Source organism: Shewanella sp. UCD-KL12, from assembly GCF_001957125.1.
Classification (GTDB): domain Bacteria; phylum Pseudomonadota; class Gammaproteobacteria; order Enterobacterales; family Shewanellaceae; genus Shewanella.
In genome coordinates, this window is sequence record NZ_MPHJ01000006.1 from 88,731 (window position 1) to 113,739 (window position 25,009).

Here is a 25,009-nt window from a genome sequence, read left to right on the forward strand (position 1 = left end):
CCTAACAGATAAATATGCCTAAAACATTTCAAACAATCGGCCTCATTGGAAAGCCCAACCACCATGGCACAAACTTAACCTTAAAGCGTTTGCACCATTGGTTATCTATGCAAGGGTTTAATATCTTAGTCGAGGAGCGTGTCGCTCCCGATGTTGGCTCTCACTGTCACTCTGTCGACCTGCTTGAATTAGGTGAACAATGCGACTTAGCCATTGTTGTTGGCGGTGATGGCAATATGTTAGGTGCGGCTCGGGTATTAGCCAGATTTGATATCGGTGTGATTGGGGTTAACCGGGGTAACTTAGGTTTCCTAACCGACCTTCCCCCAGACTCTTTCGAAACCGCCCTCGGCGAAGTACTCGAAGGTCACTTTGAAACTGAATTTCGTTTTCTGCTTGAAGCCGAAGTCCATCGCCATGGCAATATGAAGTCCAGTAACACTGCGGTCAATGAAGCTGTGTTACACCCTGGAAAAGTTGCCCATATGATTGAATTTGAGGTCTATATTGATGATGTATTCATGTACAGTCAGCGTGCAGATGGCATGATAGTCTCAACGCCAACAGGCTCAACCGCTTACTCTTTATCTGCTGGTGGCGCTATTTTAACGCCTAACCTTGAAGCGCTAATCTTAGTGCCCATGTTTCCCCATACCCTCTCTTGCAGACCCATAGTGGTTGATGCCAGTTGTAAGATAAAATTGGTCGTGTCACCGGATAATGGCGATAACCTTGAAGTTAGTTGTGATGGTCATGTTGCCCTGCCAGTGCTTCCTGGCGATGAGATATTGGTTAAAAGAAGTCATGAACGGCTCAGGCTTATTCACCCTAAGGGGCATAACTACTTTCACGTATTACGCAATAAGCTAGGCTGGGGAAGTAAACTTTTTTAACCTAAGAAGGTTCAATAATATGGCCTTGAGTCATCAAGGCCATAAGATAACACCGTTAACGCTTCTCTAATGTAAAGTCCAATTGAACCGTATTTTCTGCAGCAACTGCCTTACCATCAACAAATTTGGGGGCGTAACGCCATTTACTCACAGCCTCTAATGAAGATTTTTCAAAACCAGAGCCACCTTTTGAATCAAGAACTTTTGGCTCAGTAACAAATCCATATTCATCAACGGTAAAGGCTAACTGTACCCAGCCGTCCTTTCCCTTTTTCGCATAAGAGATTGGGTACCTAGGGGGCTTTCTAAATAGCGGCTGTTGCTCTTGATCATCCAGCCAGGGACTCATACTACCAATGGCAATACAGTGCTTGGTTGAAGACTCACTGTCCCCCTCTCCCTCATAAAGCTCAACTAAGCGTGCATGAGAACCAAGTTCATAGGGGTGGCTGTAATCTAGCTTAGAGAACTGCTCAACTATTGCTTCAAACAATGGAATAGCTTTAGAATTTTTGCCTTCTGCCATTCTAATCAAGCCAACAGTATAGGCTGTCTCTAATCTTAAAATAGAATCTTCAGGTAGGTTTTTCTGATAGATGTCGAATGCATTCAATGCATAATTTCGAGTTTTTCGGTCATAAAAGCGTGTGTTCTTAAGCCCATTGAAAGCACTCATCTGTACGCTCGCCAGCAACAAAGGTCGCTCACTATCTTCAGCAATCTCAACGGCTTTCTTAAATTGTGACTTTGCCTGCTTAAGATCTGAATTTGTCTGCGCGGCGCCAATCAATGGGTCGATAGTCTCAACGGACTCCTCACCGTATTCAAGCTCATAGACTGATAATGCTTTCATATAAAGCTGATGAGCTTGAGCCTTACCTGCCGCAACCTGAGCTTCATCAGCGGCGCTTTCAACTTGAAGCAGTGCCGAGGCATAATTTAAACCTAAGTTTGCGGTATCGATACTATCGTCACCGAACTTCAGCTTACCAAGTTGATAAGCTTGAGCTGAAAACTTAACGATTTCAGCCGAATTGTTGTCAGCTACCGCCTTTTTATAGGCCTTATAGCTTTCGCTAAAGCCCATATTTGAACTCGAGACAGCTCTGTATTGAGCACTATGTGCTGAAGCTTGGCTTGAAGATGATTCATCTGCAACCAACATAAAGCTTGGGGAGCTAATAAAGAGTGTTAAGCCAAGTAGGCTAACGTTAGATAGCGTGCGATTCATTGACATCATAAATATCCATATTTATACAGGTTATCAACTATAAACTGCCGTTGACGGCAGCAGTACTATACTCGTTTGATTTGCTCACTCTAACCGAAACCAAGCGATGTCTCCAGCAATAAGCCCTCTAGAAACTTAACCGAATAGATAAACTAAGTAATTTAGCTTCTATCTCTGCTGCAGCTATCTTATCTAAACTTATAAGCTCCACTCTTGAGTCCATCACATCATCTAATTCGACTACGCTCAGCTCCCCCTCTATACAGTTAATTCCTGCTATGCCTTCATCTGTTATCACCACAGCTTTGAAGCGTAACAAGTTTAAACTTTTGACCCAACTCAACAGCTCATCAAAATTAAATTCATAACTGGGATCAAATATCCAGCCACAGCTATTTGCCCCCTCACCAGCATTACGCTTTGATATAAGGCCGCGCTCATCAAACTCTAGTTGATCTGCTTGAAAATCAACTTCAAATACACTAGTTCTTGGGGTTAATGCGGATGCTTTCTTAACGAGTTGACTCGGCTTTCTTGCGGTGGGTTTATCGAGTTGCAGCAGTAAACGTTCAGGCAATGAGTTGCTATCATTTAAGCTCACAGGGACAATGCTCGTCTCTAGAGTCGTCGCGAGATAAGATGCTAACTCAGTTAAACTATTATCAGAATATAAGTCTGATTTCGTCGCCAGTATGATATCGGCCACATCTAACTGTTGGTTAAATATCTCATGTTCACGATAGCGAGAGTCACTCACTTTTCTAGCATCGACTAAACACAGCGTAGATTTAAGCTTGATGACATTTTGGTAATGCGGCTCACTCAGTACTTTGAGCACCTCTCGAGGGTGTCCAAGGCCTGTTGGCTCTATCAATAACCTATCAGGCTTTGCCTTTGCGATAAGCTGGTTAATGGCGACTTGCATAGGTACTCCTGCAGCGCAACACATGCACCCACCAGCAACCTCACGTATCTCTACTTCACTGCTATCGCCACTCTGATTACCGCCCAATAGAGCTGCATCTATGCCAATTTCACCAAACTCATTGACTAGTACGGCCCATTTCTCTCCTTGAGGCTTATTAGCCAGCAATCGCTTAATAAGCGTTGTCTTACCTACACCTAAAAAACCAGTAATAACATTCGTCGCTATGGGCTTGATGATCATTAAACAATCCGAAAATAGAAGTTGATATCGTTTAGGGTCTCATGATTTACAAGCGAACAAAACACTCAATTACAATATGAATTCAACAAAAGCCAGCACTCTGCGAATATGAAACCTACTTAATGACTTCAATCTCATGCAGTAACTTAAAAAAGTGTTCAAACGTTATCACTCACCATCAATCGCAACATCCGAGCAACACAACAAGAAACAGATAGCAACAAGCGGGCAATTTTTATGCGTTCGCACACACAATTTGACATGTTTCATATCCAAGGAGTGGACACCTGTATAAAATCCTTTCGAAGCTTAAATAATTAAGCTCATATAATAAATAATATTGATGGGTCACAAATTATGAATTTTCTAAAAACTGCAGCTGCGGCTGCGATCTCTGTTGCGTTATTAGCAGGATGTAATGACGAAACAACTAATATTTATCCACCAGAGCCGACTGAGCCAACGACAGTTCGCTTCGCTACATACAACCTTTCTTTCGATCGTAGCACTTTCGAAGAGCTTGTTACTGAAATGCAGATCTCTGCAGCAGATCAAGATGTGTTAATGGAAAAGTGGTTTAACGACGAGCTTACTGAAGATGAGCTAAAAGTTGTTGAAAAAATCATTCAGATCCGTAACGTTGCCGCTGTTATTCAGACTGAGCGCCCAGCAGTGATCATGATGGGTGAATTTAACAACGACGGCCTTGGTGAAAACCAAGATGCGATTAAAGGCTTCCGTTTTAACTACCTTGCAGTGCCACAAAACGCACTAGGTACAACTTCAGATGAAAAGCAGATGCTTGAGCCGATTCAGTTCGCTTATGCTGAAAACTTCTCAACCAACACAGGCCTATTGAGCGAATTCGATCTAGACCGTAACGGCACTGTTGCTCTTCCTGGCGATGCATGGGGCTTTGGTTTCTACCACGGTCAATATGCTTTTGGTCTACTATCACAGTACCCAATCGATACCGACAACATTCGTACTTTCCAAGACTTCAAATGGAAAGATATGCCAGGTGAAACCAACCCAACAATCACTAACTGTGAAGATGAAAACAACCCAATCCCTGAAGGCATGAAGTGCGGTGATGAGTGGTATACAGCTGAAGCATGGGCACAAAAGCCGCTATCTTCTAAGAACCATGTTGACGCACCTATTCTTATCCCTACAGCAGATGGCGAGAAAGTTGTTCACCTACTTCTGTCTCACCCAACGCCACCAGTATTCGATACTGTCACAGAAAACAACAAGTTGCTAAACAGTGCTGAGATTCAGTTCTGGAATGACTATGTATCAAACGCTGACTACATCTACGATGATGCTGGTGTTAAAGGTGGTCTAGGTTTAGATGCATCTTTCGTGGTCATGGGCGATCTTAATGCTGATCCAGAAAACGGTGATGGTTTCCTTGAGTCAATTCAAAACTTGATGAACCATGAACGTGTAAACGTTCTGGCTACCGAAGGTGTTTACGCGCCAAATAGCTTAGGTTCAACTGAGTGCTACGCTCAAGGTGACTGTAAAGAAAACACTTACCCTGATCGTGTAACCAGTACCTTCGGCCTACGTGTTGATCATGCTATTCCATCTAACGATCTGAACATCACAGATTCAGGTGTATTCTGGCCAGCAAGCTTCGAAGACGGTCATATGCTTATGAACGACTCTCGTGTTGGTTGGGGTGACGGTAAAAGTATCTCATCAGATCACCGTCTAGTGTGGATCGAAGCAGAGCTTTAAATTGCTCTAAGGGGCTTGAGGCTCTCTCCTAATAAGCGTTCAGGAGTAATGCCGCACAGCCTCTTACATTGATTAAGCGCTAACAGTAAAAGACTAGATGCAAAAAACCGCCTTTCGGCGGTTTTTTTATAGCTCATACTAGCCCTCTAGTATGGGAGTCATCACTTTTTATTCGAACGTCGACTCGCATAACTCGATTTTGCTGCAGGGCTTTTAGCTTTGCCTTTATGAGAGGGTTTACCCTTACGGCGTTCAAACTTCTTTTTCGTTGTTTCACCCTGACTGTCACGGTAACGAGCAGGCAATGGTGCCCCAAGTTCATAACCAGGCAAAACGGTTTGAGGCAAGGCTACTTCAATTAGCGTCTCTATCTCTTCAAGCATCTTTTTATCCGATGGGCATACAAAAGAGATGGCTCGCCCAGTTAATCCAGCCCGACCTGTACGACCGACACGGTGAATATAATCTTCAGCAGCATAAGGAAGCTCAAGGTTAATCACCAAAGGCAAGGCTTGAATATCTATGCCTCTGGCCGCTACATCTGTTGCTACCATCACTCTGATTTTTCCAGATTTGAACTCTTCGAGCGTGCGGTTTCGTGTGCCTTGGGTTTTATCACCATGAAAAACGCCACACTTAATACCATCAAGAGTCAATTCAGCTTTTAGATGCTCAGCACTCTCTTTGGTACTTGCAAATACGAGCACCTGCTGCCAGTTATTACGGCCGATTAGCTCTGATAACAACTCAGCTTTGCGACGTTTATCAACGAGATAAACCTCCTGTTCAACACTCGCAGCAGATCGAGTTTTTGCTACATTGATCCATTTTGGAGATAGCAGCATCTTCTCAGCTAACAGCTTAACTTCATCACTGTAAGTTGCCGAAAAGAAATGAGTCAAATGGGTGCGAGCAACCAGCGATTTAACTCTCTCAATATCACGAACAAAGCCCATATCCAACATTCTATCGGCTTCATCAATCACTAAATTGTTAACACCAGATAAGTCGAGCCCATGCTGCCCTATAAAGTCAAACAGCCTACCAGGCGTAGCAACTAAAATGTCCACGCCAGCATTAATCGCTTTACGCTGAGGGTTCATATTCGCCCCACCATAAACCGCGACTGTTTTTAAAGTAGTAAATTGCGCATAGCGATTGATATTTTCAGCCACTTGAATCGCAAGCTCTCGCGTTGGAGTCAGAATAAGGCCTCTAAGTTGAGTAGATTCAGAGGCTTCATTGATTAGCCTCTGTAGTAGGGGCAGAGCGAAAGCCGCCGTTTTACCAGTTCCCGTCTCAGCACACGCCATTAGATCGCCGCCCGTTAATGCCACGGGGATCACAGCTGACTGGACCTCTGTGAGCTGTTGATAACCACACTGTTCAATGGCGTCAACCAATAAGGGATTCAAGTTCAAGGCGTCAAATTTCATGGAAAACTCACACGGGATAATAAATGAGCGCGGAGTCTATCAAAAAGGACCTCCACTGGCTACGAAGATACTTTTCCTTGACTCAATTCTGCTAACTTAGCGATATATTTTACTTCAAAATCGGTAACAGGGAGTGGCTTAGAAAATAGGTAACCTTGACCATAATCGCAGCCACACTCAGACAATACTAACTTCTGATACTCTGTTTCAACACCTTCAGCGATAACCTTCATTCCTAATTTATGAGCCATGACAATAATTGCCTCACATAAGGTAAAGTCTTCAGTATCGGACTCTAAATTTTTAGTAAAAGACTGATCTATCTTCAGGTAATCGATATCAAACTTTTTAAGGTATGCCAGCGATGAATAACCAGTACCGAAATCATCGAGTGATACTTGTATACCCGCATCACGATAGGCCAATAACTTTTCAGATACTCCCATACTGGCATCGAGTAACAAGCCTTCAGTGATCTCCACACAGATGCCATTACTCCCTAGGTTTAACGCTTTAAGCTGCGAGATCCAATCTTCAAAGCTATCCCCTTCATCTCTAAACTGGATTGGCGATTTATTGATGCTGATCTGAATCTCTACACCAAACTTTTCTCGCCATTTCGCGCTCTGTTTTGACGCTTGCTCAAATACCCAGTTGCCGATATCGATAATTAAACCAGTCTCCTCCGCGACAGGAATAAACTCTGCAGGTGATACCAGCCCTCTTTCTGGATGATGCCAACGTATCAATGCTTCCGCCTTCAACACATCTGAGGTTGATAAGTCGACTATTGGCTGATAATAGATTTCAAACTCTTTATGGCTAATCGCCCTGCGAAGATCACGTATAAGCACCATCCTATATTTAGCCTCCTCCTGCATTGAGGGGGTAAAATAGTGATAACGATTTCTGCCCAGATCTTTAGCCGCATACATAGCTTGATCAGCATGTTTTAACAGACTATCTATGGTAGATGCATCATCAGGATAAAGTGTGATACCGATACTGGCACTGATATAGGCGGTATCATTGCCTAAATTAAAGGGCTCAGATATTCTCGCAAGAATATTCTCAGCAACCCGCTCTACCCCTCGATTATCTTCAATCGCCGATAACACCAAAGTAAACTCATCACCACCTAGCCTTGCGACAACATCAGACTCACGAATACAACCTTTAAGCCGTTTAGCCGTTTCCACTAATAGTTGATCGCCAACATCATGTCCTAAGGTATCGTTGACCTCTTTAAAGTAATCTAAATCTAAAAACATCAAGGCTAAATGCTGTTGATTTCGATCAGCCTTTAAAAGCTCAGTCCCTAGATACTCAAGCAACATTCTTCGATTTGGCAAGCCGGTAAGTGGGTCATAATTTGCCTGCTTCCAGATAATATGCTCGGCTTGTTTTTTCTCAGTGATATCTGAAAAAAGCGCAACACGGCGATAAGCCTCTCCGGCACTATCAAAGATGGTATTTATCGTTAACCAAACAATATACTCTTTTGAGTTTTTATGTTTTAACCAAGTCTCACCTTGCCATCGCCCCGTCTCAGCAATCTGCGCTTTCATCTGCTCAAATTGAGTTTTCTTATTCCTTTCACACTGAAGAACATTAATATGCTGATTAATGATTTGCGCTTCGCTATAACCAGTTATTTCAGTGAATGCCGAGTTAATCGTGATTATTTTTCCATGACGGTCTTGGACGCTCATAGCTTCACTCGAGTTGTTGTACACGGAAGCGGCTAGCTTTAGTGACTCCTCAACCCTTTTTCGATCACTGATATCGGTATGAGTACCACACATACGAAGAGGCACGCCATTATCGTCTCGGCTCACAACTTTACCGCGATCTAATATCCACCTAAGCTCACCACTCAGAGAGATCAGACGATACTCTATGCTATGTTGCTTATTGTCCCCTTTAAGGTGTTCATCAATTGAGTGCAATACAGCAACTCTGTCTTGAGGATGAATACCATTTACCCATAGTCGGTCATCCTTCTTTAACTCCTCAGCCGTGCAACCTAACAGCTCAGCACATCGTTCATTTCGATCCACTCTATTGGTTTTTATATCCCAGTCCCAAAGCCCTAATTCGCTACTGCTGAGTACCAGGGCTAACTGCTCTTGACTCGACCGCATTGCTGATTCCGCTTGTTTCTGAGAAGTAATGTCCAACAAGCCAGCGATAACCAGCTGAACCTTGCCATTGACCCGTTGGCAAGCAACCGTCAGATGGGTATAAACAATCGAGCCGTCTTTCGCCACAAAGCGCTTATCCATCTCGTACTCATCAACTTCACCGTTTAACATTCTTCGAAACTGATCCAGATCCCCTTGTAGATCCTCAAAATAGGTCATCTGAGCCCATGTTTTTGCCAGCATCTCCTCTTCTGAGTATTTCAGCATCTGGCATACACGTGGATTGACCTTTATCCAATGCTGGTCCACAGAAGATATGGCGATACCAATGTTGCCAATATTAAACTGTGAACGAAAAATGAAGTCATCTTGCAGCTGTATCTTGGCATCCCGCTCTATCTCTAACCTTCTAGATAACAACACCCCCAATAGCATGGTCGCTACAGGAAAAATCATGAGTACTGGCATGCTAATTTGCTGCAGAATTGATATCGCCGTATCGAATGGCAATACGCTCATCCAAGAGAGTGATAACAGATGCAGAATAAAGCCGAACAGATAGAGCTCTTTATAACTAAGTTCAGCAATCACAGGTTTACGCTTATAGCGCCATAAGCTACCAAGTAAGCCTGAAGAGATGATAACGCCAACACCTGCCCATATCGCGGCGCCTCCCTCAAGAATTCGATAAGCAGAGGCGATAGCAACAGCGATAAAAGTGGGTAGCCCACCAAAGAAAAGCCCCGAAATACCAAGAATGACTGAGCGGGTATCGAAAAAGATCCCATCTTGATACTCCCATGGCGTCATCATGGTGGTTATGGTTATCCCACCTATAATGGCGCCAACCGAGATCCTCCATAGCAAGAAATGATCGCTTTGCTGCTTTCTAGGAACCGCATCATAAACAAAAACCATAGCCAGCAATAAAGCTGCGTTCTGTACTAAGGAATAGATAACGTCTGAATCCATATTTCGCCGTTAGTCACTGTTCATTATTAGAAATAAGTGCTTTGAGTGTAGCAGAGGGTCTACAAAATTGAGACAGGTAGAATCTGTATCAAAACATTAAAGAACATAAACTTGGCATACACAAATCACATAAGTAAAAAACTAAGCAAAAAACATTTAAATAATAATCACCTTTTGGCCGAAATAGATTAAGATAACCTCGCGCTAATATGGATATTCAGGGTGAAAGGACGTTATGCAAGCAAAAAGGATAGCTGCTAAGAATGCAATTTCTGGCATAGGTTTAATATTAAGTGTCTTCTTAAGCAACTTAAGCTGGGCCGAAGAAGATAAGCTTTATAGTATAAAACTCGCTGCAGAGGATAACTGGGCCCCCTATGCTGAAGCCTCTGGTACCGGCATCTCCCACTCTTTAATCAATTCTGCTTTCTCCCGTGTAGGTGTACAAGTCGACAGCATTGTTGTGCCCTATTCTCGCGCTGTGGTGATGGCAAAAAAAGGCATCGTTGATGGTGTGTTCAACTTAGTTAAAGAGCGAAGCACTGAAGATCACTTTATTTTTGGTGAGCAACCTCTGTTTTCAGCCAGCGCCTCATTTTACCAAAATGTGAATACCCCGCTTGATGTACATGACAAATGGAAACTACCCGCTCACACTAAGGTAGGGATCATTGAAGGTTATGAATACGGTGATGAACTTCACCTTCTGCCTAATATTCATATTGTTAAGCTCTCAAATCATAATCAGCTCATTAACCTACTACTGCTTGATAGAATTGACCTGGCCATCATGTATGATTTAGTGGCTGAGCAATACATTGCGCAAATGGGCGTAACAACAGAGATAAAACAAACCTTTCATAATCACACGGGAAACGTATACCTCGCATTCTCAAAAGAGAACCCTCAAGCTAACTCACTAGCAAAACTGCTCGATACTGGGATCAGTTCATTGAAGCAAGATGGCAGCTACCAAAAAATAATGGCTTCAATTACACCTAAAGTGAGCAATGATCGACAAAGGTAAAACCTCTTTAAACTGTCGCTGTGCTAGACTAGCGCCAATTTTCAGCTTGTTGGTCGTAAATAGACACTATGCAAAATAATTCGCAGAGCAGTAAAGAGATGAATTATAGCCCTACATTTAATTTCCCTGTGCAGATCTACTATGAAGATACTGACTTCTCCGGTGTGGTCTATCACCCTAACTTTCTAAAATATTTTGAGCGCGCCAGAGAACATGTCATCGGCGCGGATATCTTAGCATCGCTTTGGGATGAGTATGGCTTAGGCTTTGCTGTTTATCGCAGCGATATGCTATGTCACGATGGCGTTGAGTTTGCTGATATCATTGATGTGAGAACCCGATTCTACTTTGAGAGTAAATACAGAACAGTTTGGCAGCAAGAGATATGGCGTCCGAATGCTAAAAAGCCAGCCGTAACAGCCAGTATTGAGATGATCTGTATGAATAAAAAGCGCCAATTAGCGCCAATGTCACCTGAACTGCTTGAGCACTTAAGTCAATCATTCCCAACTGGCATAAACCTTTAATCACTTAGCGAAATACACGGAGGCCTCCATGCAAGGGCCTCCTCTAAGTTTGTGATTTATTTAGCTGAGTCCAACTTTGTTGTAACTCATTGGCTGTCAAAGGTTTAGAAAATAGATCGCCCTGAATTTTATCGACTCCCATCTCAACGAGTTTATGGTAGATATCGAATGTTTCTACCCCCTCCACCGTCACACTAAACTCGAGTCCTTTTGCCAGAGCAATACAGGTTTCCATGATGTGAGCGGCATGTTTATCGGTTAATAAATCATCCAAAAAGGCTTTATCTATTTTGACTTCATCAACAGTAAACTGTTTAAGATAGGCAAGCGATGAGTGGCCTGTTCCAAAGTCATCTATCGCAATACTGACACCTATCTCGCTGAGCTTATCAACCATATCAATAGCAAGATCCATATCCTCCATCAGCTTGCTTTCAGTAATTTCAATCGATAATGCGCTCGCATCAAGTTGATACTGCTCAAGCTTAGATTGAATATCACTGCACAATGTTTCACTGAGAATATCCTGTGATGATAGATTCACTGCAACTTGAAATACTAACTCGCGCTCTCGCCACTTAGCCTGCTGGGAGATGACCGCTTCTATAGCCCATTGGCTGAGTAGCCCAATCATGCCCGCATATTCAAGCAGTGGGATAAACTCAACAGGAGAGATAGTACCTAACTCACTATGCTGCCATCTAATCAAGGCTTCCATTTGAGTAAAACGCTTCGAAGATATACATAGCTTAGGTTGATACACCAAATACAATTCTCCTTGTGCAAGAGCGCTTGGAAAATGATTGATGATACTAAGCTGTCGATGCTGTATTTCATCATCACCGGTCTGGTAACCGGCAATGTGCAGCTTCTTCCCTTTAGCATGGATCAATGCAAGGTCTAACCGTCTTAATAGCTGACTAACATCCGTATAGTGCTGCTTCACATCTACATAGCCCAACTGCAGTTGCACTGAGACTGGAGTATCATCAATCATAAAAGAGGATTGAAGTCGCTGCTTTAATGCATTGAGCTGATCTTCGCTCTGCTCATCATCAAAATAAATCAGAAACTCATCTTCATTCATCCTAGCCAAAAATGAGGCTTCATCCCCCAAGCCTGCTAGCCTTAGGGATAACAGTTTCAGTAATTGGTCCCCATAGGAGAAACCAAAAAGATCGTTAACAAATCGGAGTCGATAAATGTCGATTAATACTAATGTTCCCTTGGTTTTATCCGAATCAGCAAGCCATTGTTTGAGCGCTAATCGATTAGCAAATCCGGTTAATTTATCACGGTCACTGCGAGGAGGCAGGGTTTGTAATAATTCAGCGAAATATGAGTATTGAGCGAGGTATCTCTTCGGGATCTGTTTATCAAAACCCGCATCTTGGGAGGCATCAATGACACTCGATGGTGTAAGCCTATCAATATGTTTTTTTAGCTGTGAGATAAGCAGTCGAATGAATGCATCTTGTCGTTGGCTATGCCGGTAACTCAGTAAGATACCAGCGAACAATAAAAGTATGAGTCCTGCAATTAGTCCAACGATACCCACTAGGTTAAACGACTCCTTGTCGTATTCGCGCCGTCAATAAACCTGACGAATTAGGCTTCACCCTTTAGCGAGTAAAGCTTACTCGTAGCTTAACTTAATAGAGTGGTACTTATCGAGAAATTCATCACTGGCGAGCTCCTCTGGTGACACAGGTAAGCCGCGCTTGGCAAACACATCCATTCTCTCTTCAAGCTCAGCCCCAGAGCGTAACTCTCCGGTGTAAAAGGCTGCAGCACGAACAAAATCTAGGTAATTGACATTATCAGGCAAATAAGAAAGATCTGACCACCTTTCAACGACCTCCATAACCTCAGGTGCAAACTCCCAAGTTTTTAATACCGCACGGCCAATAGGCCCCTGCATCTTCCTTACCAATGCTCTGAGTTGATCAATACTGGTAAATAGCTCAGGTGTCGCTTCAGCTTCTGTTAGTACAGGGAGCGCGCCAATATTATGCACTAGGCCTGCCAAAGTTAATGTGTCAAAACTAAGCCCACTGCCTTTATGAGACTTATTATAGATCTGCAACATGGCGCAAGCTGCTGAAGTCACGTCGATAGACGATCCCCACACCTCGTCCATCACCTCCCAAACCATCTCATTGGTCGAGATAAACAGTTGCTCCATAGCCACTGATGTTGCAATCGCTTTTATCTGGGTTAGTCCAATGCGCGTTACAGCACTATTAACGTTTTCAGCCTTAACACCTCGGCTGTATAACGCACTATTAGCGACCTTAATCATTCGAGCAGAAATTGCAGCATCTTGACCTATGATCTCTGCAACTTGCTTAGGGCTAGAGTCCGGCTTTGCCACAACCTCCTGAACTTTCATTGCGACTTCTGGCAATGTTGGTAAAACTAGGGCATCAGCCTTTAACTTCTTCAAAAGCCTAACCAATAGTTCATGTTCAGTAGACATTGTTGCTCCCATTATTTTTTACTGTGCTCTGTTTCAACAGGGTACGACTCGATGTTTTCAGAGAGTATATCAGTGCATACGTTAACTAGACGTGTAAAAAGTACTCGTACAGTTAATATCTTGTTTAGATTCTAGCTAACTTTAAGATTGTTAGGGATAAAAATCACTGATTAGTTGAATAAAAAATGATGTCAGTCACAGCAGCTAACCATGCAAAAAAAGATATATTGCACTAAATTTGATAACAGCAGTGGCATTGAGTAAAATGCCCGCCCGCTTGTTGCGCCTTTAATCACCAATTGAGAGTTATTATGTTTAAACCTGAGCTACTGTCTCCCGCTGGGACTCTAAAAAATATGCGTTATGCGTTTGCCTATGGTGCAGATGCTGTCTATGCAGGCCAGCCTAGATACAGCCTTAGGGTAAGAAATAATGACTTCAAAATGGAAAACCTTGCAACAGGTATCCAAGAAGCGCACGACCTAGGTAAAAAGCTATATGTTGTGAGCAACATTGCACCGCACAATACTAAGCTTAAAACCTATATCAGGGATATGGAGCCAGTAGTGGCCATGAACCCTGATGCATTAATCATGTCAGACCCAGGTCTTATCATGATGGTCCGTGAAGCATTTCCAGATCAGGTCGTGCATCTATCTGTGCAAGCAAACGCGATTAACTGGGCATCAGTTAAGTTTTGGCAGCAACAAGGTATCAAGCGCGTGATCTTATCTCGTGAACTTTCTCTTGATGAGATAGAAGAGATCCGTCAGCGCTGCCCAGACATCGAGTTAGAGGTCTTCGTTCACGGCGCACTTTGCATGGCTTACTCTGGCCGCTGTCTATTATCAGGCTATATCAACAAGCGCGACCCTAACCAAGGTACCTGCACCAATTCATGTCGCTGGAAATATGACGTACATGAAGCTAAAGAGACCATGGAGGGAGATATTGTTGCAGTAAACCCTCAAGGTATTGTGGACCAAAATGGTGTTCAGATTGAAAAGCCGACATTAGGTGAAGGTCAACCAAGCGATCAAGTCGTCATGCTACAAGAGGCGGGTCGTCCAGGTGAATATATGCCAGCGTTCGAAGACGAGCACGGCACCTATATCATGAACTCAAAAGATCTGCGTGCGATTCAACATGTCGACCGTCTTACTAAGATGGGCGTTGACTCATTAAAAATTGAGGGACGTACTAAGTCTTTCTACTATGTGGCTCGTACAGCTCAGCTTTACCGTCAAGCAATCGAAGATGCCGCATCAGGTAAAGACTTCGATCGCACCTTGATGCATAACCTCGAAGGCTTAGCGCATCGTGGCTATACAGAAGGCTTCCTTCGTCGCCATGTTCATGATGAGTATCAGAACTACGATTACGGCTACTCGATTAGTGACACACAACAGTTTGTTGGTGAATTCACTGGAGAACGTAATGATGCAGGCATGGCAGAAATTGATGTGAAGAACAAATTCTCAGTGGGTGACAGCGTAGAGATAATGACCCCACAAGGTAACCTAACACTCAATATCGAGCAGCTAGTTAACCGTAAAGGTGCAAATGTTGAGTCAGGTCTAGGTTCAGGTCACTTTGTGTTTCTAACACTTCCAGCTGAAATCGAGTTAGACAAGGCTGTTATTTTACGTAACCTGCCTCAAGGGCAAGACACACGTAACCCACATGCTTAATTGTGGGCTTAGGTGTAAAATGAACATTAGAAAGTGGTAGAAAGGTACATTAATTAGATGGCTTTATTAATCGACGACAGCTGTATCAACTGCGATATGTGCGAGCCAGAATGTCCAAACCAGGCGATAACCATGGGGGAGGAGATCTACGAGATAGATCCCGTCCTCTGTACTGAGTGCGTTGGTCACTATGATAAGCCTACCTGTATCTCAGTATGCCCTATCGACTGTATCGACCCCGACCCTGAGCATAAAGAATCTGATGATGAGCTGCTGCTTAAATATCATCTGATAACGGGTAAACCTGTAGAGTAACTGTGTCATACCAATGCCCCTAGGAGGACTTGAATAAGGCCTCCTAGCACTCTTTTCCGATAACCGACCTTGGTTAAGCTAGCATTAGTTAACTGGCTTAAGTTAACAGCCTTTAGTTAACCGACTTTAGTTAATTTTGGCTTATCCTCAAAAAACGTTAAAGCGCCCTCCTCTGCATTTTTACAAGCAAACATCGCTTCCTCCGCTTGCTCAATACACTCATGTATCGACGCTTGTGCTTCAATTTTTACTGCACCTATGCTCAAGGTGAACCTTATAGACTCATCACCATAAGCAATGGTGCTTAACTTATTTTTTGCCAAAAATTCAGATAGTTGTAGCTTACCTTGCTTTAAGCTATCAAGCTGTAAAAGCAGGCCAAACTCAGCACCATAGAGCCTTGCAACCTTGCTCTCACTAAAAGCGTCGGTTAATAAATTTGCCGCTTTTATTAAAACTTGATCGGCAGCTTGGCAGCCATGCAGCTCATTAATACTATTAAATTTATCGATATGAATAATGGCCAAGCAGTAGACATTTTCACTAGCTTTCAACTCATCGAGATCGTCACATTGCTCCTCGATAAAAGATTGCCTGTTGGATAAAGAGGTAAGGTAGTCTATTTGAGTAGACATTTTCACCTCTTCAATAACTTGTAACTGCTCAATATTTTTGAAAATTCTACAGTAGAACTCTTCGGGACAGAAAGGCTTTTTAAGGTAGTCATCAGCCCCACTCTTTATAAACCGTGCCGATTGATAACTTTTGTTCAACCCAGAATAACCTATGATGATTAAGTCTCTTGCAGAGTACTGCTTACGAATATTTAAAATTAACTCAATTCCACTCATTCCAGGCATTTCATAGTCAGTGATAACTAACTTAATATCTTCATGCTGGCGAATTGTCTCAAGCCCTTTTGTCCCATCAGGCTCGTTATAAACGGTAAAGTTTCTTCTGCTCAGTAAACTACAAACATAGCTCCTCACAGAAAGAGAGTCATCTACCACCAACACGCCAATTTCATGGTTAGTTAATTGGCCTTTTAACACCCTCTGTAGATAGTGATAGGCTTGTGCGCTCTCTTTAGTGATGTAATCGATTATAGGTAGGTTAAGCAGCTGCTGATGAATTTTATCATTGACCCTGCCTGTCATCACAATACTTGGAACATCGTATTTCAAAATATAGGGGATCACTTGCCCCTCATAGGCATCGGGCAAACTATAATCAACCGTTGCTACAAAGAACTCTTGATGATGCACGAGGATTTTTTTAACTTCTGAAAATGAATGTGCGACAGTGACTTCAAACCCCAGTGAGCGACCAATATGCTCAATCACTTTAGCTATGGCTTTATTATCTTCAATGACAAGCATACCTTTCACAACACCACTCCTTAGCAGATGTGAGCTTAGGTATAAATATAGGCAAGAATTTAGAAAGTGAGAAATTTGAAATATTCTCTAATGCCATTTGCATTAAAGTACAACCAATGAGAGGGAATGCAGTTAGGCTGCTACAACTGCTACAGAGGAGCAGCCTAACGTCATCAACTAGGCGAGTTGAGGTTCAGCTTTAGACTCAAGTTGTTGAAGTAACTGAGCTAGCTTTTCAATACTGTGCCGAATGGGTGCTGGCATAGTGTCAAACTCGATACTTAATAATAAGTTCTTAACCTCTAACCCCAGCTCAGTATCTCCCTCTATAGAAAGGCGACGTTGAAAAAACAGCGTATCGGGATCTTCTTTGCCCGCAGCAACTAGCAGCAGCTCTTTCGAGTGACCTGCAAACAAGACTTCAGCATCGGCTCTTGGACGCACCTGCCAGCCATCGTTATAACTAACCTCAAACTCGAGTCCCATATCTTCGACATGTATCGCGACCCAACGATCTGATAAAAAATCTAACTCTTCATCAATCGCTTGCTGTTTGAGCATCAAAGCTAAAATACGGGTGAGAATATCGGCTTTCATTTTAAATGGCACCAATGAAAGTGGTGTGCGAACCAGCTTTGGCGCTAATGTTAACAACTGCTTGGCAAAACTACCTGAGATAGGCATCTGCATAATAATCTCAATCCTTAATATCTGGGAGCGAAGCCTCTACCTACAACAGCAGAGTTTAAAAGAAAATGATTTTACCCAGATCTTATGATCACAAACCTGTTTTATATCAAGAATTGGATATCCATTCCCTTTTAAACTCGTTTTTCAAATATTTGGGAGCTATTCGGAGTATATATATGGAACTGCTGTGTCCGGCAGGCAATCTGGCGTCGCTTAAAACTGCACTGAATGCAGGAGCGGATGCTGTCTATTTAGGTTTAAAAAATGATACTAACGCGAGATCATTTGCAGGCTTAAACTTTACTCCCAAAAAGCTTCAACAAGCGGCTGAATATACAAAAAGCCGAGGGAAAAAACTCTTTCTCACTATTAACACCTTCCCAAAACCTGGCGAAGAGAAGCGTTGGTATGAGGCGGTAGATATCGCAGCAAATACAGGAATAGATGCGCTCATCGTAGCCGATCTTTCAATGCTCGATTATGCCCACACTCACTATCCGCACCTGCCACTACACTTATCTGTGCAAGCAAGTGCGACCAATTTAGGGGCACTAAAACTCTATAAAGAGGAGTTTAATATTGAGCGTGCCGTGCTGCCCAGAGTCTTGTCGATGAAACAAGTCAGAGACTTGTCAAAAGTGACCCCTGTCGATTTAGAGGTGTTTGCTTTCGGTAGCCTATGCATCATGGCTGAAGGGCGCTGCCACCTCTCCTCTTATGTCACTGGTCAATCCCCAAATACGGGCGGCTCCTGCTCTCCTGCTAACCATGTTCGCTGGCAAGAACAAGGCGGCGATCGACTCACTCGACTCAATGAAGTACTGATTGATAAATCCGGCGTCGATGAGCAGATGGGTTACCCTGTCGTCTGTAAAGGCCGTTATACCACTGAAGCAGATCAACGGCCCACTCACCTGCTCGAGTCGCCAACAAGCTTAAATACCTTGAGTCTGCTACCGGAGCTTGCCAAAGCAAAAGTGGTCTCGCTTAAAATTGAGGGCAGACAGCGCAGCCCAGCCTATGTCGAACAGGTCACTTCCGTTTGGCGACGCGCCATCGATACCTATCTTACCAACCCAGATAGCTATCAAACTCAAGATGAGTGGAACAGAGCGCTTGCAAAGGTCTCTGAGGGGCAAACGACGACACTCGGTGCTTATGAGCGTACTTGGCAATAAACGATTCAAATAAAAATCAATATTGCACTGCTAGCACGAAAAAAGATTTAGGAAAATTGAGATGAAAGTATCACTGGGGCCGCTGCTATATTGCTGGCCAAAAGAAAGCGTTATTGAGTTTTACCAGTCAGTAGCACAAAGCAATATCCCGCTCGTTTACTTAGGCGAAGTTATCTGTAGTCGCCGAAGAGAGCTTAAGTTTTCTGATTATATGGCACTTGCCAATATGCTCAGAGAATCAGGCAAAGAGGTGGTCATTTCAACCTTAGCATTGCTAGAGGCGCCTTCTGAATATACAGAGATCAAAAAGCAGGTAGATAATGGTGAATTTATTATCGAAGCTAATGACATGGGCGCAGTACAAGCCGCTAAAGAGCTAAACCTGCCATTTGTCTGCGGCCCAACGGTAAATAACTACAACCTAGCGAGCTTAAAGAAACTACAAGAGTGGGGAATGCAACGCTTCGTGATGCCTGTAGAGCTATCGAAAAACTGGCTGTCGCACGTGTTATCTGAAGAGACTCCAGCATTTGAAGTTGAAGTGTTCGGCCACGGTTTTCTCCCCTTAGCCCTCTCGGCTCGCTGTTTTACAGCAAGGCATAAAGGTCTAACAAAAGATAAGTGCCAAACCATCTGTATCGAAAACCCTGCAGGGCTATTGGCGCAGACTCAGGAGTCGCAGCCCTTACTGAGACTCAATGGAATTCAAACCCAGTCAGCAGCGTGTATCGACCTGTCTCCAGAGTTGGCAAGTATGACGCAAATGGGCATAGACTACTTTAGAGTATCGCCATCAAGCATGGAAAGTGTCTCTCTTGCTGATAAGTTACTTGAAAAGCAGAGTAACCTTATCATTTCTGATGCGGCCAGCTGTAATGGTTACTGGCATCAAGAGGCTGGGTTCAATAAGGTATAATTTACTACCGACATTAGCAGACTTGAGTCGTTAAACTTCGAGTCTGCTCTACCTTCTGCTTTAAACTCTATTTCTCAAACTATTAATCATGCCCATCACCCACAAAATAAACGCCGCTAAACTTATCCATTCTAATGTTGCTGGCCACCATATCTCAGGCCGAGGTAAGCTCATCACCATCTCTTGGTAAAAAGGTCTATCAGCGGTCGTTAACCCAAGCGACTTATGAGACAGCAATAAAAAACTCATAAAGCTGATAAAGGTCATTAACCCGGTTATTAGATTCCAACGAGAATAGAATAGCCCGCCCTTAATCAGCGTATACACCATATAGAGAAAAGAGCTACAGCTACCAAAATAGAAAAAATACTTCAATGCAGCGGTATGCAGATGATAAACGTTAACAGGAAAAAGCCCCGCCGCAGCCAGCGCGATAAAGGTGCACACTAAAGAGAGAAATAACGGATATAATGCCTTATTATCAATAAGTTGAATAGAAAACAGGCAAAACAGAATTAAACTTAAACCACCAAAAAACAAGCCTCCATTAAACACAACGGCAAATGGCGAGTGTCCATAGTGACCGAGTTCGCTCAGGGTGTGATTAAAAAAATTAAAACCTTTACCTTCAAAGTCTTGATAGCCCAGCACGGTCAACAGTAAACCGATAAAAATACCAGCAACTCCTAACGCACCAAACTTAAAACCGAGACTGGTTAACTTTCTACTCTTCTCTACCATTTTTCCTTAATTCACTCATCACCTACTCCATTAACATACATGGAAGCAAAGTTTTTTACCGAGGTCTAGCACAGATTTCTAACAATTCTAAAATAAAAACATTGCACCAATATAATGTCAATATTACCAATACTTTAAATAGCATAGCCAAAAAAAGTAACTACACCAGAGATTTAATCTACTAAGCTCATAAAAAACAGTAAATAACTTAGCGAAAAGTCACTATATTAGCGTTATCCTCCAAGCTGATAACAAACACAGAAACCCCCAACAAAACAGCTACATAAATGGTACACTCACCTGATAAAAAGCCGACAAAAAATCTAATTTTGATTTGGTAGTTTTGAACGGAAAAAATAATAATGACAAGTACCCAAGGCCATCCATCCAAGCGTGAAATTACGTTATCTTCAGGCGATGAACTGATCTCAAACACTGATAAGCGCGGTGTGATCACCTATACCAATCAAACATTTGTTGATATATCAGGCTACAGTGAATCAGAGCTAATTGGGCACAGCCACAACGTCGTTCGCCACCCTGACATGCCTGCTGAAGCGTTTAAAGAACTTTGGAACAAGCTTAATGCAGGCCAATCATGGCGCGGCATCGTTAAGAATCGGTGCAAAGATGGCTCCTACTACTGGGTCGATGCTTTTGTCTCACCGCTGTTTGAAAAAGGTGAAATTGTCGGCTATCAATCGGTACGTATTAAAGCCAGCGACACGCTGATCCGCAAAGCGGAAAAGATATATCAGCGTATCAACTCAGGGAAAAGGGTCTCTGATCCACTGAGCTTAAATCAAAAGCGCATTCTATCTGGTATATCGGCTACAACAGGGCTAATCATTGCCGGATTTATCTGGGGCTGGGGGGTGATCTTAGCTGGCGTTATTTTGATGGGGGTCAACCTTGCTATCTTCTATGATGAAGCCTTTAAGATCCCCGCTAAACTGATGAAAATGAAGGCTGGCTACGACTCAGTTAGCCGATTTATCTATTGTGGCCGCGATACCTCTTCACTGCTCGACTTTCAAATGATGATGCAACGAGCCAAGCTGCAAGGCGTGCTTGGCCGCTCTCAAGATAATGCCAACCATATCGATGAAATAGCCCAACAACTTATTGTATCTGCAAAGCAAACTCACGCAGGGCTCGATCAGGAAAGCCAGCAGGTAGAACAAATTGCCAGTGCCATGGAGGAGATGGGCTCAACCATAGGTGAGGTTGCTATCAATACACAATCAACCTCAAGCAGCATAGACGAAACCTATCAGCTTTGCCGTGACAGCCGCATTAAGATGCAATCGAATACGCAAAACATCGATAAGTTAACCCTTGCCGTAACAGAAGCTGCCGCGAATGCACATATGCTCAACAAGGAAGCTGAGCAAGTCGCTTCTGCCATGTCTGAAATTGATGCGATTGCAGAACAAACCAACCTACTGGCCCTCAACGCTGCTATTGAGGCTGCACGCGCCGGAGAGCAAGGCCGTGGTTTCGCTGTAGTAGCCGATGAAGTAAGAGCCTTGTCGAGTCGAACACAGGAGTCGACCAACAGTATCTCAAAGAGCGTCGATAAGATGTTCTCTATGATCACCAGTTGGGCTAATCAGATGGATCAAAGCCGCGCACAAGCTGAAGTATGCGCTAACGATACCCAAAGCTCGTCGGAGAAGATTGATACCATCTATCAAGCTGTCAGTACCATTCACTCCTTAGCGCAGCAAAATTCGGTGGCAGCCGATCAACAAAAACATGTTGTCGATGAGATTAACCAAAACATTCACGCAATCAGTCAAGCCACCAATGAAAACTTGCAAGCACTGCAAACTGTTGAAGACTCGGTACTTGAGTTAAAGCTCAATGCCGACAAAGCTAAGAGTATGCGAGACACCTTCGGTTAAGGTTTTGTCAGTGGAGCATGTGCTTGTCTGGACATGCTCCGAAGGGATAGAGGTCAGTGACTTTTATGGGTGATAAGATTCGACAATCCTTTGCAAGCTACCGTCTTGTTTCATCAATCTCATCACCTCATCAAACTGTTCGCGAATGTCCGAAAGGCGATTCTTTTTAGAAAATGCCAAATAAGCCAACCGTGCGTCAATAGCAGGGCTTAGCGCAATTATCTGTTTGCAGCGTTCAAATTGTGGGTTGGTTTGTTTACTAAGCTGGTTAAACACATACTCAGTATTCCCCCTCTCACCTACGACAATATCTGTGACCCCAGTGCATAGCTTCACCAATAACTGAGGGATCCCCACATCTACGTTAAGCTTAGTGAGTTTCTTCTGGGCAACTAAATCATCAAAGTAAGGTCCGTAACTAAAATCTTTTTTAACGCCAAAGGTGAGATGGCTAAGCAGCGTTAAATCTTCACTGTATTCAATATTGGCATCTTCAGTAACAAACAGATGTATCTGCGCCTTGGACAGTGGCATCGTACTGTAATCAATATACTCCTCTCTGTCAGCCCGCATAAATACACCCACCATGGCATCTATCTTCCCAGCTTTTAGCCAGTTAAGCGCGCGACTCCAAGGAATAGCTTTAAACTCAATAGGCGTCTCTATTCGTCTAAAAGCCTCCTCGATGATGCGAATCGATACCCCTTCAACTTTTTCATCTTGGGTGAAATGGTAGGGAGGGTATTCAACAAAAGCGATCGCTAACGGGGGCTCAGTACTAGCAAGAACTGGTGAAGTAAGCAGATGAAACAGAAAAGTGATAAGCACTAAAAACCTAAACTTGAATTGCATCTTCGACTCACTTAACAAACAACAGCAGTTGCTGCCTTCTATCTATCAAGTTTAGCTATCACAGCCAATATTGCATCTATGACAAGAGGTGAATAATGAGTAGCTAGAGGAGAAAGAGAGATAACGGCAAGAAAGAGGGTAAAAAGAGGAGGAAGCTCATTCAGCTCAACCTCTTATTACAATTAATTTTAGGCAGATAAAGCCTGATAACGCAGGTGGCTGAATCGTTCACCAGTTTCTATGCTTTGTGGTTTTATCTTAATAGGCGCTGAAAAATACTGGCTGTTGATCACTAAGGTATGAAACTCACCGTCCTCACCGCAAGGGTCGACATTATCCCCTAAAGACTCGATCAATGAACTGGTATAGGTTTGTCCACATAACGCTTCTGTTAATTGTGCCTGCCTATCAATAGTGACAATCACAGTCTCGATGCCTCGGCTGATGATCTCTTGTGCTAGCACTAGGCTATCTTCTCCTAGGAGTGGAAACACAGCCTCATACCCTGCTGGTTCTACATAGCTCTTGCGATAATCGACAATGCCATTACAAAACATATCTCCAAAAGCTATGCCATCTATTGCTAACCCGGATGATTTAATACCTTCAATGACTAAAGATTGGTAGACATCATTTGCAGGGAAAACCTCTGGTAGCTCAATGGTCACCAATGGCAAGCCAAGCCTTTGGGCCTGCATCCTCACCACCTCTATCGGCGTCACCTGAAAAGGGACTTCGCCGTTAACATGCGTGGTGTATAAGCCCACTACACGATAATCCTCAGACTCCATTAAGCGTTCTAACGTCAGCGTGGAGTCTTTACCTGATGACCAGCTGATAATGATATTTTTTTTCATCGCACTCAAATGTACTACTCCGATTAGCTAAGCGATTAATAATGGAAGGGTTCTGATTTTAGCGAGGCTTTTTGAACTATTCAGCAAAAATTACTGCAGGCTGTGTTATTTCTATAAAAAGGCGTGTCTTAGATACTGATTTTCGCGCTTCTCGGGCGGGGCATAAACAGCTCCTACCTCGGCCAATATCTAAAGCTTTGTAGGAGAGTAAATTTGAGCGATTAACTATGGGTGGTGCTATTAATTTCATGCAGAGGGAACCTGCAATTATAGTTATGGATGTCTTAGTTATTCTAGACCAAGATACTCCATCACTTTTTTAACATCATCTAAGCGCTTTGGATATTCCGTTTCCACCTCTTCGTTATAGTACTTACGAATAAATTCAGTGTTTCCTAAATACCCTTGAATAATGCAGTTCTTAACACCTGAAACTTGTTCAATCTCAAAGGGAATACTTCTTAATAACGCTTCCTCTGAGCTAAAATCATAAGTCTTATTTAGTAACTCGATACCTTCATCAAGAATTTTTCTAATCCTAGCTTCAGCATCGTCAGCAACTAAATCGTAAATTCGAAATCCTGCAACATAACCCTCAAAAAATTTTTTATGTCTTACTCGGTGCGTCCAATCTGTTTTAGTCACTGATTCTTTATAGATTTTATCAACCTTTTTATTCGCCACTCCGGCAATCGGTTGAGCGAGTGCTGAGCCAGGGCTGAAGCTCCACAATGGATCTACTAACTTTATAGTATGTTTTAAGCGTTTATCCTTAAACGCACCCGCAGTAAAATCCCACCCCTCATAGTCCAGTGCTATTTTTTTACACAAGGCTAGCACTTCCACTTTCTGTAACATAC

General features: G+C 43.0%; 21 protein-coding genes. 9 read left to right on the plus strand and 12 right to left on the minus strand.

Annotated elements, in window-relative coordinates; translation table 11 throughout:
• Positions 1–14: 14 nt before the first annotated feature.
• A complete protein-coding gene (gene nadK, locus BM736_RS12665) occupies positions 15–893 on the plus strand; it encodes an NAD(+) kinase (RefSeq protein ID WP_076412682.1) in 879 nt (292 codons plus the stop codon).
• Positions 894–948: 55 nt separating this feature from the next.
• Here the strand turns inward: nadK and BM736_RS12670 are convergent, their stop codons facing one another.
• Positions 949–2,130 carry a TonB family protein gene (locus tag BM736_RS12670; protein WP_179079052.1) on the minus strand — a complete coding sequence of 394 codons (1,182 nt, stop codon included), beginning with the start codon at positions 2,128–2,130 and terminating at the stop codon, positions 949–951.
• Positions 2,131–2,251: 121 nt separating this feature from the next.
• On the minus strand, positions 2,252–3,292 hold the full coding sequence (locus BM736_RS12675; protein WP_076412684.1) for a GTP-binding protein: 1,041 nt from the start codon (positions 3,290–3,292) through the stop codon (positions 2,252–2,254).
• Between the two features lie 357 nt (positions 3,293–3,649).
• Between BM736_RS12675 and BM736_RS12680 the strand changes: the two genes are divergently transcribed.
• Positions 3,650–5,038: an endonuclease/exonuclease/phosphatase family protein gene (locus BM736_RS12680; RefSeq protein WP_076412687.1), complete on the plus strand. Its 1,389-nt coding sequence runs from the start codon at positions 3,650–3,652 to the stop codon at positions 5,036–5,038.
• 161 nt (positions 5,039–5,199) lie between these two features.
• On the opposite strand, the gene BM736_RS12685 is transcribed toward BM736_RS12680, so the two are convergent.
• Together BM736_RS12685 and BM736_RS12690 are read right to left on the minus strand one after the other, a co-directional pair.
• Entirely contained in the window at positions 5,200–6,474 is a 1,275-nt protein-coding gene (locus BM736_RS12685) for a DEAD/DEAH box helicase (RefSeq protein WP_076412689.1), read from the minus strand.
• Between the two features lie 59 nt (positions 6,475–6,533).
• Positions 6,534–9,590: an EAL domain-containing protein gene (locus BM736_RS12690; RefSeq protein WP_076412691.1), complete on the minus strand. Its 3,057-nt coding sequence runs from the start codon at positions 9,588–9,590 to the stop codon at positions 6,534–6,536.
• A 235-nt stretch (positions 9,591–9,825) separates the two neighbouring features.
• Here BM736_RS12690 and BM736_RS12695 point away from each other — a divergent pair, with 235 nt between their 5' ends.
• Positions 9,826–10,617: an ABC transporter substrate-binding protein gene (locus BM736_RS12695; protein WP_076412693.1), complete on the plus strand. Its 792-nt coding sequence runs from the start codon at positions 9,826–9,828 to the stop codon at positions 10,615–10,617.
• A 68-nt stretch (positions 10,618–10,685) separates the two neighbouring features.
• Positions 10,686–11,144, plus strand: coding sequence for a thioesterase family protein (locus BM736_RS12700; RefSeq protein ID WP_179079053.1), 459 nt, complete (start codon positions 10,686–10,688; stop codon positions 11,142–11,144).
• A gap of 43 nt (positions 11,145–11,187) precedes the next feature.
• Here the strand turns inward: BM736_RS12700 and BM736_RS12705 are convergent, their stop codons facing one another.
• Entirely contained in the window at positions 11,188–12,702 is a 1,515-nt protein-coding gene (locus tag BM736_RS12705; protein ID WP_076412695.1) for a bifunctional diguanylate cyclase/phosphodiesterase, read from the minus strand.
• A 78-nt stretch (positions 12,703–12,780) separates the two neighbouring features.
• The gene (locus tag BM736_RS12710) at positions 12,781–13,623 is read right to left on the minus strand and encodes an HDOD domain-containing protein (RefSeq protein ID WP_076412697.1); all 843 of its coding nucleotides are present in this window, start codon (positions 13,621–13,623) and stop codon (positions 12,781–12,783) included.
• A gap of 311 nt (positions 13,624–13,934) precedes the next feature.
• Here BM736_RS12710 and yegQ point away from each other — a divergent pair, with 311 nt between their 5' ends.
• Both yegQ and BM736_RS12720 read left to right on the plus strand, forming a co-directional pair.
• Entirely contained in the window at positions 13,935–15,314 is a 1,380-nt protein-coding gene (gene yegQ, locus BM736_RS12715) for a tRNA 5-hydroxyuridine modification protein YegQ (protein ID WP_076412699.1), read from the plus strand.
• 57 nt (positions 15,315–15,371) lie between these two features.
• Positions 15,372–15,629: a YfhL family 4Fe-4S dicluster ferredoxin gene (locus BM736_RS12720; protein ID WP_076412701.1), complete on the plus strand. Its 258-nt coding sequence runs from the start codon at positions 15,372–15,374 to the stop codon at positions 15,627–15,629.
• Between the two features lie 116 nt (positions 15,630–15,745).
• Here the strand turns inward: BM736_RS12720 and BM736_RS12725 are convergent, their stop codons facing one another.
• Together BM736_RS12725 and BM736_RS12730 are read right to left on the minus strand one after the other, a co-directional pair.
• Positions 15,746–17,008: a response regulator gene (locus BM736_RS12725; RefSeq protein WP_076413023.1), complete on the minus strand. Its 1,263-nt coding sequence runs from the start codon at positions 17,006–17,008 to the stop codon at positions 15,746–15,748.
• Between the two features lie 177 nt (positions 17,009–17,185).
• Positions 17,186–17,698 carry an SCP2 domain-containing protein gene (locus BM736_RS12730; protein ID WP_076412703.1) on the minus strand — a complete coding sequence of 171 codons (513 nt, stop codon included), beginning with the start codon at positions 17,696–17,698 and terminating at the stop codon, positions 17,186–17,188.
• A 176-nt stretch (positions 17,699–17,874) separates the two neighbouring features.
• Between BM736_RS12730 and BM736_RS12735 the strand changes: the two genes are divergently transcribed.
• Complete coding sequence (locus tag BM736_RS12735) at positions 17,875–18,876, plus strand: peptidase U32 family protein (RefSeq protein WP_076412705.1); 1,002 nt, start codon at positions 17,875–17,877, stop codon at positions 18,874–18,876.
• 61 nt (positions 18,877–18,937) lie between these two features.
• Positions 18,938–19,792, plus strand: a complete 855-nt coding sequence (locus BM736_RS12740; RefSeq protein ID WP_076412707.1) for a U32 family peptidase — start codon at positions 18,938–18,940, stop codon at positions 19,790–19,792.
• Positions 19,793–19,852: 60 nt separating this feature from the next.
• On the opposite strand, the gene BM736_RS12745 is transcribed toward BM736_RS12740, so the two are convergent.
• A complete protein-coding gene (locus tag BM736_RS12745) occupies positions 19,853–20,533 on the minus strand; it encodes a DUF998 domain-containing protein (protein WP_076412709.1) in 681 nt (226 codons plus the stop codon).
• Positions 20,534–20,895: 362 nt separating this feature from the next.
• Between BM736_RS12745 and BM736_RS12750 the strand changes: the two genes are divergently transcribed.
• Complete coding sequence (locus BM736_RS12750; protein WP_076412712.1) at positions 20,896–22,440, plus strand: PAS domain-containing methyl-accepting chemotaxis protein; 1,545 nt, start codon at positions 20,896–20,898, stop codon at positions 22,438–22,440.
• Between the two features lie 63 nt (positions 22,441–22,503).
• Here BM736_RS12750 and BM736_RS12755 read toward each other — a convergent pair whose 3' ends face one another.
• The 3 genes from BM736_RS12755 to BM736_RS12765 form a co-directional block, all read right to left on the minus strand.
• Complete coding sequence (locus tag BM736_RS12755) at positions 22,504–23,292, minus strand: ABC transporter substrate-binding protein (RefSeq protein WP_076412714.1); 789 nt, start codon at positions 23,290–23,292, stop codon at positions 22,504–22,506.
• Between the two features lie 188 nt (positions 23,293–23,480).
• Positions 23,481–24,149, minus strand: a complete 669-nt coding sequence (locus tag BM736_RS12760; protein ID WP_076412716.1) for an ATPase — start codon at positions 24,147–24,149, stop codon at positions 23,481–23,483.
• Positions 24,150–24,437: 288 nt separating this feature from the next.
• On the minus strand, positions 24,438–25,007 hold the full coding sequence (locus tag BM736_RS12765; RefSeq protein WP_076412718.1) for a hypothetical protein: 570 nt from the start codon (positions 25,005–25,007) through the stop codon (positions 24,438–24,440).
• Positions 25,008–25,009: the final 2 nt, after the last annotated feature.